Raw genomic sequence first — 1071 nt, forward strand, 5'->3', positions numbered from 1 at the left:
GCTACTACCAACTGAGCTATGCCGGATTCTGGCTAAGCAACTACCCTATCTCACAGGGGGCAACCCCCAACTACTTCAGGCGTTCTAGGGCTTAATACAAAACCATTTGATTTTTTAACGCAGCTTTTCATTGAAGCAATAAGTCTCAAAAAAGTTTGCTCGTACCGATTGCTAACTAGATTGTAAAATCAATTTATGCTACAATTGTACTCAATTAAATTTATGACAAACTGAAACAGGCAAACTGCCAAAATAAACATCCAAAATGGTAACGGAGTATCTGAAAGAAGGACAAGCGATGGATATTTTATTGTTAATATATTTGCTCACATTATCTCTCTCGGCTGGGCTTTATTTTGTATTCTCCAATACAATTATGGCAGCGCTAAATGATTTAGGGAAAGAGTCAGCTACTTCCGCAATGCGACAAATTAACCGAGTCATTCAAAATCCAATCTTCCTTTCCATCTTCGCTGGTCCTCTTTTATTGGGCAGCATTCTTTCTTGGTATCACCTGTCAGCAAATAAGAATAGTGCTGGATTATGGATACTAGCAAGTTTACTGACCTATTTTCTAGGCGTTTTCCTAGTCACTATCCTTGCTAATGTTCCCATGAATAACCGACTAGAAGCCAGCGACAAGGGAAGTTATTGGCAAGACTACCTAAAAAATTGGACTCGATTTAATACCTTGAGGTACCTAGCCTGTTTATTATCATTAACCTTAGCAATATTAGGTATCTTAGGATAACATTTTCAAAAGAGAAAAATCTTACAGAAATATAAGCCCTATAAGACAGTGTTAAATTGAGCTGCTCTTATAGGGCTTTGTTTTGTACTTCAAGAGCTCCTAATTATATTGAAAATCTTCGCACGAAATAACTAAAAAGAGGAAAAGACAAATAAAACTATCCACCTCTTTCTTATCAATAAGTGAAGAGAGAAAAACGACAAAAATAAAAAGCAACCTCTGTTGCTTAAACATCGGGAAGACAGGATTCGAACCTGCGACCCCTTGGTCCCAAACCAAGTACTCTACCAAGCTGAGCTACTTCCCGATGATCCAAAAAA

At 37.6% G+C, this 1071-nt stretch carries 1 protein-coding gene and 1 tRNA gene; one reads left to right on the top strand and one right to left on the bottom strand.

The features are described 5' to 3' along the window. Positions 1 to 298 precede the first annotated feature (298 nt). Entirely contained in the window at positions 299 to 751 is a 453-nt protein-coding gene (locus A3GY_RS0109505) for an anthrone oxygenase family protein (RefSeq protein ID WP_018031152.1), read from the top strand. 233 nt (positions 752 to 984) lie between these two features. On the opposite strand, the gene A3GY_RS0109510 is transcribed toward A3GY_RS0109505, so the two are convergent. After that, positions 985 to 1058: transfer RNA gene (locus tag A3GY_RS0109510), tRNA-Pro, on the bottom strand. Positions 1059 to 1071 lie beyond the last annotated feature (13 nt).

Origin of the sequence: Streptococcus ferus DSM 20646, from assembly GCF_000372425.1 — a bacterium.
GTDB classification, from domain to species: Bacteria; Bacillota; Bacilli; order Lactobacillales; family Streptococcaceae; genus Streptococcus; species Streptococcus ferus.